The organism is Echinicola sediminis (assembly GCF_054777495.1).
Window position 1 is genome coordinate 23,929 of record NZ_BAAHAP010000063.1, and the last position, 9,139, is coordinate 33,067.

At 45.2% G+C, this 9,139-nt stretch carries 7 protein-coding genes; all 7 read left to right on the plus strand.

The window, feature by feature from the left end; translation table 11 throughout:
* The first annotated feature begins 178 nt into the window (after positions 1-178).
* The 7 genes from ACYVAA_RS15495 (at position 179) to ACYVAA_RS15525 (ending at position 8,939) form a co-directional block, all read left to right on the plus strand.
* Positions 179-2,965, plus strand: a complete 2,787-nt coding sequence (locus tag ACYVAA_RS15495) for a T9SS type B sorting domain-containing protein (RefSeq protein WP_460543340.1) — start codon at positions 179-181, stop codon at positions 2,963-2,965.
* On the plus strand, positions 2,962-3,387 hold the full coding sequence (locus tag ACYVAA_RS15500; protein ID WP_460543342.1) for a thiol-disulfide oxidoreductase DCC family protein: 426 nt from the start codon (positions 2,962-2,964) through the stop codon (positions 3,385-3,387). Before ACYVAA_RS15495 ends, ACYVAA_RS15500 begins: the two co-directional genes overlap by 4 nt.
* An 873-nt stretch (positions 3,388-4,260) precedes the next feature.
* Entirely contained in the window at positions 4,261-5,142 is an 882-nt protein-coding gene (fabD, locus tag ACYVAA_RS15505; protein ID WP_460543344.1) for an ACP S-malonyltransferase, read from the plus strand.
* 367 nt (positions 5,143-5,509) lie between these two features.
* Positions 5,510-6,808 (plus strand): aspartate aminotransferase family protein, encoded by a 1,299-nt coding sequence (bioA, locus tag ACYVAA_RS15510; RefSeq protein WP_460543346.1) that lies wholly within the window; start codon positions 5,510-5,512, stop codon positions 6,806-6,808.
* Positions 6,809-6,975: 167 nt separating this feature from the next.
* The gene (locus ACYVAA_RS15515; RefSeq protein WP_460543348.1) at positions 6,976-7,311 is read left to right on the plus strand and encodes a HopJ type III effector protein; all 336 of its coding nucleotides are present in this window, start codon (positions 6,976-6,978) and stop codon (positions 7,309-7,311) included.
* Positions 7,312-7,564: 253 nt separating this feature from the next.
* A complete protein-coding gene (locus tag ACYVAA_RS15520) occupies positions 7,565-8,107 on the plus strand; it encodes a uracil-DNA glycosylase family protein (RefSeq protein ID WP_460543350.1) in 543 nt (180 codons plus the stop codon).
* Entirely contained in the window at positions 8,094-8,939 is an 846-nt protein-coding gene (locus tag ACYVAA_RS15525; RefSeq protein WP_460543352.1) for an agmatine deiminase family protein, read from the plus strand. The genes ACYVAA_RS15520 and ACYVAA_RS15525 overlap by 14 nt, the downstream gene beginning before the upstream one ends.
* Positions 8,940-9,139: the final 200 nt, after the last annotated feature.

The following is a 9,139-nucleotide window of genomic DNA, read 5'->3' on the forward strand; positions in this document are numbered from 1 at the left end:
TGTATTTAGATAATATGATACACTTCGTTAACTTTAATTCGTATATAATTAGAAATTGAATAAAAATTTGCGGTTACTACTTAGAAAAATTTAAGTATAATTACGTCAATATTTTTAAGTAACCTTCCCGAAAATCCAGTAATCTGATCGGGCAGAAGTAGTAAAACTTGTAAGATTTATGAAATGTAAAGCTTTTCTCTTATTCACCCTGTCCCTGCTCTTTATAGGACTTCATGATGTTCTGGCCACCCACATTCGGGCGGGAGAAATCATTGCTGAGAGAATTTCAGTGCAAAGCCTCACTTACCGCATCACGGTGGTGGGCTATACCGATACCCGTTCCTCTGTCATCTTTGGTCCGGGAAGGATCGAATTTGGGGACGGAAGGGTGGTGGAAAACCTTAACACCGAAAGTGACTTCGAAAGAGTGGAGTCCTTGGGCAATCAAATTGAAAAGAACACTTTTGTGATCACCCATACTTATCAGGGACCGGGAACCTATACCATCCGTTTTCAGGAATTCAACCGGAACGACCTTACCCTGAACATGGACAATTCGGTGGAGACCCCGTTTTATATAGAGACCATGATCACCATTGATCCATTTATCGGAGTAAACAATTCTCCGGTTTTGACCATCCCTCCAGTGGACAATGGCCAGATCAATACCCGCTATATCCATAACCCCGGGGCCTATGACCCGGACGGGGACAGCTTGGCTTACCGCTTTGATGACATTGTTCCTCTTCAGGATTTCCAAAGGCCTGTCACCAATTACCGAAGCCCTGCATCGAATGAATTTAGCTTCAACCGCGAAGACGGTTCTCCCAATCCGTTCATTTCCATGGATCCGGTCACCGGAGACCTCGTTTGGGATGCCCCGGGAATTGCCGGACAATATAATATTGCCTTCCATATAGAAGAATGGAGAAAGATCAATGGAGAATACCAAAAGATCGGATATGTGGTCCGCGATATGCAGATTATCATTGAAAACTCCGACAACCAGCGGCCTGTGCTGGAGATCCCGCCGGACCTTTGTGTGGTAGCCGGCACCAAGATCGAAGAAATTATCCAAGGAACCGACCCGGATGGGGATGATATTAAAATTGAAGTGTTCGGCGATCCGATCGAAATCTCTTCTTCTCCAGCCACTTATGATCCAGAATCCAGTTTCCAGTCCTCGCCTGGTATCATCAACTTTGATTGGCAAACAGTCTGTAACCATGTCAGGGAAAGGGAATACCAAGTAAGGATACGTATTTCTGACGATCCTGAATCGGGCCCCTCACTGGTGGACATCAGAACCTGGAACATCAAGGTGGTCGGGCCTGCTCCGGTCATTCAGTCCGTGCAGCAAATGCCCGGTAGAACCACCAGCATCAGCTGGGATCCATATTCCTGTTCCAACAGTGCCGAAACCATGGAAATTTGGCGCAGTGTCAACAGCAACCCTTACGAACCCGATTCCTGTGAAACAGGGATACGCTCAGGTTATGAGCTGATCGGCACCACCGATATGAACACCTTTGACTTCATGGATAATAATGGTGGAGAGGGGCTTTCACCGGGCAACACCTATTGCTACAGGTTGGTGGCCACTTATCCCCAGCCGAGAGGTGGGTCAAGTATTGTATCCCAAGAGTTCTGTGTAACCATTGATGTGGATGTCCCTATCATCACCAATGTGAGTGTGGAAGAAACGGACAGCCAAAGTGGGGAAATCTTTGTCAAATGGACACCACCTTATGATATCGACACCCAGCAGTTCCCGGGACCTTATGAATACCAACTTTTGCGGTCAGAGGGCTTTGCAGGCAATGCCAATTTGGTGACTGTGACCACAACCAGCGACACCCTGTTTACCGATACAGGCTTGAATACCGAAGGTTTGGTCTATAATTATGAGGTAATCCTCCTTGATGGCGGCCAGCGGATCGACACCTCCAGCAATGCCTCTTCTGTCTGGTTACAGCCGACCATTATCAATGAAGCCATTGAGCTTAACTGGGAATTCAATGTCCCCTGGAACAATAGCATCAGTCAGTTCAGGCATGAAGTCTATCGAAACCGTACCGATCCCAATGCAGAGGATGCAGACACCTTTGAACTTATCGCGGAAGTCGATGTGACCACGGAAGGCTTTACATTCCTGGATGACGGCAGCCATAATGGAATCCCGCTGAACAGGGATACAGAGTATTGCTATTACGTCATTACCAAAGGCACATATAATGTGCCGATGCTTACTTATCCACTGGAAAACAAATCCCAGGTGATTTGTGCCAGGCCGGACGATAATAGGCTTCCCTGTCCTCCTGTTTTGACTTTTGAAGGTCCTGACTGTGAAGAGTTGCTTTCCCAGAATGATTGTAACTTCACCAACTTCTTCCATAACCTGTCTTGGGAGCCCGATTTCTCCGGGGACTGTGACGATGAACTGGGAAGCTTCAGGGTATATTTCTCCCCAAATGGTAACGAAGGCACCTTTGAACTGGTCAGCACGCTGAACTCATTGAGCAGATCGACCACCATTTCCGGACTTACTGATTTCAAGGGCTGCTACTACATTACTGCGGTGGACCGCTCAGGCAATGAAAGTGAGCCCAGCAATATCGTTTGTGTAGATAACTGTCCAAATTACGAACTGCCAAATGCCTTTACCCCTAACGGGGACGGCACCAATGATACCTTCCAGGCCTTTGACAATCCTTTTTCAAGATGTCCAAGGTTTGTAGACGCTGTGGAGATCAAAATCTACAACAGATGGGGTGTACTGGTATTTGAGTACAACAGTGCCACCTCCAATGAAAATGATATCTTCATCCGTTGGGACGGAAAGGATACCAATGGCAATGAGCTTCCAGCAGGAACCTATTTCTATTCCGGCACGGTATTGTTTGACACCAATGAGGAAAGTACCGGGCAGCAGGAGCTAAAAGGACATATACAGATCATTAAATGAGCCCTACCAACTCAAGATATGACATTGTCCTCTTTGATGGGGTCTGCAACCTGTGCAATAAGGCGGTAGACTTCATCATACAAAGAGATTCCAACAACCACTTCAAGCTGGCCTCACTTCAGGATGAGGTCAGCAAAAAACTGTTGAAGGAAAAAAAACTCAACGAGGATTACCTCGATTCCATCATCCTGCTTAAGGACAATAAGGTCTATTATAAAAGCCGTGCAGCACTGGAAATCGCCAAAAAACTTCAGGGGCTTTGGCCCCTTTTGTATGCCTTTATCATTGTACCGCCTTTTTTAAGAGATCCGATTTATGACTGGATAGCAAAAAACCGGTACAAATGGTTCGGAAAGCGGGAAACCTGTCGTTTCCCCACCGAAGAGGATAAAAAGAAGTTTTTATCCGAAGAGGATCTTTAAAGGGGAATCTTGCGGAGATTTTACCGTAGAGGGTTTGGAGTTTACTGAGAGAAAATTTGGCTCTATATGATTTAGTATGGCTAAACCTGCTAAAACATCCAATTGCAGTTCTCTTCTGTGTGGTTTATTGGAGGTGGATTTTCAGTAAGGCTTTTCAAGGTGACCAAGGGCATTAGCGGAAAATGGCTAGCATTATGGATAGTTCTGGCTGCTAATGATTGAGCCATTGTTGACGCCGACCCCGGGCTATACCTCCTCTGTCGGCTTGCCTGCCTGGGCAGACAGGCCCGGGGTTATCTATACTGTCCCCCTTTGGGGTACACCAGTTTTATGGTTATCAACGGCTGTACGTAGCCCTGAAAGGACCAATATCAATAACCCTGGGTGCCAACCCAGGGTTATATGAGCCTAATCTGGCAGCTTTAGCCGCCTTCCCTGCCAATAGGGGAAATTCCTTTCCCTGCCGATGGCTATCGGCACCAAGCCCCTTTGAACATCCATACATTTAGCCCCTCTAAAAGACTTAAATTTGTCTACCCATAGTAATCCATATAGAACCGAAAATTTTAGGCTTTCTATGAAATACTGTGGTTATTATTCCTCTTAATTTAATAGCATTGAGCTTGGAGTAAAGGGACAAGAAAGTTTCCCGCGATCTCTTAATGCTTTCGGATGAGAAATAAGGCTAGCGGCTCCCCCCTTTCCCGCTGCAATCAACATCGATAATCCCGATTAAAACCCCTAATTTTTGGTATATTTGAGGCCGAAATTAATAAGTTGAATTTTCACCTCCATGAGGTTTGGGGCTTGGGGCAACGTATTTATTTACCTAATAGGCTCGAAACCACATGGATTTATAAAAAAGATTTATCTATGAAAGCTTATGTTTTCCCCGGTCAGGGAGCACAGTTCCCAGGAATGGGCAAAGAATTGTACGAAACCAATGCGGATGCCAAGCAACTTTTTGATCAGGCAGATCAAATCCTGGGTTTCAAGATCAGCGAAATCATGTTCAATGGTACTGCTGAGGAACTAAAGCAAACCAAGGTAACCCAGCCAGCGGTATTCCTTCATTCCGTTATTTTGGCCAAAACCACCCCGGACTTCAAACCGGACATGGCGGCGGGGCACTCTTTGGGCGAGCTTTCAGCCTTGGTAGCTGCGGGCGCTTTGTCTTTCGAAGATGGCCTGAAACTGGTTTACCAAAGGGCTTTGGCCATGCAGGAAGCCTGTGAAATCAACCCTTCTACCATGGCCGCCATCCTGGGATTGGAAGACGCCCAGGTGGAAGAAATCTGTGCCGAAGTAGAGCAGGATGGAGAGGTCGTTGTGGCTGCCAACTATAACTGTCCGGGACAATTGGTGATTTCCGGTTCCAATAAAGGCATTGAGATTGCCTGTGAGAAAGCCAAAGCAGCCGGTGCCAAAAGGGCCCTTCCCCTACCGGTAGGTGGAGCCTTTCACTCCCCTTTGATGGAGCCAGCCAGGGAAAAACTGCAAAAAGCCATTGAGGCCACCGAATTTAAGCAGCCTGTTTGTCCTATTTACCAAAATGTGAGCACCAAAGGCGAAACGGATGTGGAAACCATCAAGGCCAACCTAATTGCCCAACTGACCGCTCCGGTAAAATGGACACAGTCGGTACAAAATATGGTCGCCGACGGCGCCACCGACTTTGTGGAATGTGGCCCGGGCAAAGTATTGCAGGGATTGGTGAAGAAAATCCATAAAGAAGCCGAGGTTGCTGGACTCTAAGAAAGTCACTAGATAGAAGACGCTAGATATTAGAAAACCAAAGCTCATCCATATTTGTAATCTGGATACCTTATAAAGGAAGGCCGTTCCTGATTTGTAATCAGGAACGCATGATAAAGGGGATTTGCAATCCCCTTTATACTTTCACTTCCCCAAGTAAATGTACATGCTTTAAAGGTAACTAAGCTACGTTTTTCCGCTTTTCCTCTGATTCAATTACTGTCAATGACAGATAAAAAAAGGCCTCTGTTTCATCCTTTTTCACGTCACCTTGGTCTTGGTGATCAGCTTTGATAAATTGGTGAAACCCATCAAATGGATTGTAGAGAAAACAGAGGAAAAACGTAAAAAATGAACAACACGCCATATGACCCAAGAAGAAATCCTTTCCATAGATCATAAGCATATCTGGCACCCCTACACCTCTGCTTCCAGGGAAGTGGATAATTTGGTAGTAAAATCTGCCAAGGGCGTTTACCTGGAACTGGAGGATGGCAGACGTTTGATGGACGGCATGTCCAGCTGGTGGTCCACCATACACGGCTATAATGTCCCTGAACTGAACAAGGCCATCCATGGCCAACTGGAAAACATGGCCCATGTCATGTTTGGGGGGATCACCCATAAGCCTGCAGCAGCACTGACCAAAAGCCTGTTGCAAATTGTTCCCAAAGGACTGGAACATGTCTTTTATAGCGATTCCGGCTCGGTGGCCGTGGAAGTTTCCATGAAAATGGCCTTGCAATATTGGCACTCCAAGGACATGGGGCAAAAGAACCGCTTTGTCACGGTCCGAAACGGTTATCATGGAGACACCTGGCATGATATGTCCGTCTGCGATCCCGTCACGGGTATGCATAGCATTTTCAATGAGCGCTTGTCCAAGCAGCTCTTTTTACCTGCCCCCCAGTCCTTGTTTCATGGCGAGTTGATCCAGGAAGAAATCGATGAAATGGAAAAGATCCTTGCGGGACATCACCAGGAAATCGCTGCCTTTATCCTTGAACCCATCGTACAGGGGGCTGGTGGGATGCGTTTTTACCATCCCGCCTATTTGGAGGCCGTCAAAAGCCTCTGCGAAAAGTACGGTATCCTGTTGATCGCCGATGAAATCGCCACGGGATTTGGGCGGACGGGGAAGCTTTTTGCCTGTGAGCATTCCGGCATCACACCGGACATCATGTGCATAGGAAAAGCCATGACCGGGGGCTATATGTCCTTTGCCGCTACCTTCTGTACCGCAGAAGTGGCCCAGACCATCTCCAAAGGCTCACCGGGGGTATTTATGCACGGCCCCACCTTTATGGGCAATCCCCTGGCCTGTTCGGTGGCCCTGGCCAGCCTGCAGCTACTTCTGTCCCAAGACTGGCAGGCCAATGTTCGCAGGATCGAAAGGCACCTGAATGCCAGCTTGCCCGCTTTGGAGGAACTTGAAAGTGTCCAAGAGGTCAGGGTATTGGGAGCCATCGGCGTAGTGGAGATGAAAGAAGCTGTGACCATGCCTGTGATCCAACAAGAACTGGCTGACCGGGGACTTTGGCTGCGCCCCTTTGGGAAGCTGATCTACACCATGCCGCCCTTTGTCATTTCAGACATTGAGCTGGAACGGTTGACCAGCGCGATGATTGAAGGAATCGGCGCTTATGAAAAGGCTATGGATTACTGAATTCAGTCCACGGTCGACAGCTATCTTACCCAAAACCATCCGCGTAAATTCGTGCAATTCGTGGACCTCTTCCCTAACCATGAAAATTAGTGTAATTCGTGGACCACTTTCCCATCCATTTTTCTAAACCCATCAAATCCCCTATTTTTGCCCGAAAACGACATCATATGACTTTGACAGAAAAAATCCAACAGGCTCCCGAAACCATTACTTTTCAGGAAACCATCGCCCATATTGACGAAAACTACGACTTCACCCCTACCCGCTTTACCAATGGCGGAACCACCAATGAAGCAGGACAGAACAACGGTTCCTGCAAGATCTTCAGCTTCGCCCAGCTCCAACAGCTGAGTGCCCACCAGACCCTTCAGCTTTTTGGGGACTTTTACCGGGAAGATGTGCTGAAAAACCCCGAAGGCAGCGACCACCAGAATATCCGCAACTTTATCCAAAGTGGCTGGGGAGGGATCCAATTTGACGGCCAGGCCCTCAGCAAAAAATAAAAGACCCAAAACCAATTGACTACCAACAGGCCTGCTTTACTCCAGGCCTGTTTTTTTTGCTATTTCTCTGATCCACCACTATGTAAAAATACCCCATGCAGGGTATTTTTTGTTTTCTGGGGATTGGGTAGGTTTGGGGTCGATCCGTTATCAAACGTTTACAAACGATGGTAAGCGTTTGTAAACGGGAAAATATAGAGGAAATAAGGGCAATGCGTTTAGGCGGTAGTTGTAGTGCATTTAAAGAAACGACATGAATACAGTTCAACATAGATTTTTAGACCACCAAATAAGTCCAAAGACAGAAACGCTGATAATTGGAACATTTAACCCCGAAACAGCGGACAATGACGCTGAATTTTTCTATGGAAGAAGTAGAAACTATTTGTGGAGACTTCTTCCAACAGCTTTTGGAAAATCAGACTTAAAAGGTGCTTCTAAACAGGAAAAATTAGATTTTATTAAGGAGCATAAAATTGACCTAACCGACCTAATTGAAGAAATTCAAGTTGAAGAAGGTCAAGAAGCCAATTACTATGACGGTTACATCGACAATAAAGTAACTCGATGGAAAAATATCATTGCACTAATTGACACTCTTCCAAACTTGAAAAGGGTTTGCTTTACAAGAAGAACCTTCACTGATATACCTCAAATGAGAAAGCAACTGTCGGAAATCCAAAAGCATTGTGACAACAAAGGAATTGCTTTCCAAGCATTAACCACCCCAGCCCGATTTTACCGTGAAGACAAACAAACCGAATGGACAAATTTTCTTTTGAATGGTAACAGGTAAAGAATCAAATACGGTTTATTTTTCTGAAAGAATGCTGTCTGACGAGCGGTTTACAAAGACCTGCAACGCTTTAACTGAACTTCTTGAAAATAATTCTATTAAGTATGGTTTTTTAAAAGCCACAAAAGACATTTGGTGCAGAGACTACATGCCTATTCAGATTGAAAAGGGAAAATTTGTCCAATTCCGCTATGAACCTTCATACCTTAAAGACGACTTAGAACTTCAATCAGACCCTCAAAAAGTATGTAAAGCCAACAACATTAAACCTCAATTTTCCAAAATCAACCTGGACGGTGGCAATGTTGTGAATTGGTTAGACAGGGCAATTATTACTGACCGAGTTTTTGACGAGAACCCAGAATACTCAAGGAAAAACAAACTGATTGATGAAATTGAAAAACTTCTTGAAGTTGAGATAATTGTTATTCCTCAAATAAAATCTGATTTGACTGGTCATGCAGACGGAATGGTTCGATTTGTTGACCGCTGCACATTACTTGGAAATGACCGAGAACGGGAATATAAATATTGGAAGGACGGGGTTAACAAAGTCCTAAAAGAGAAAGGACTTGACTATATCGACATTCCATTTCTAGACCATAAAGAAAAGAAATATCCTGACCATGCAATTGGTTGCTATGTTAACTATTTGGAAATCCAAGACTTGATTGTGCTACCAATCTTTGAAACAGAGAAAAACAAAGACCAAGAAGTTTATGTCAAATTCAGAGAGATTTTTCCAGACAGAAGGATTGAAACGATTAATTACAATGAAATCGGACTTCATGGTGGTCTGTTGAACTGTACGACATGGACGATAAAAGACTGAAAATGAATAAAAACGCACTACAACATTGTATAAGCGTAATGCGGGCGAAAGTGCTAAATTGAAGCAAAATGAACATTAAGAAACATATAGCCAAACCGAAAGTGAAGTGCTTCTAATCCCGCACTACGCTTATACTTGACCGTTAGCTGCAATTAAATCGTACCCCGAATAAAAAATAGACAGACTGAATGTTTGGAAGA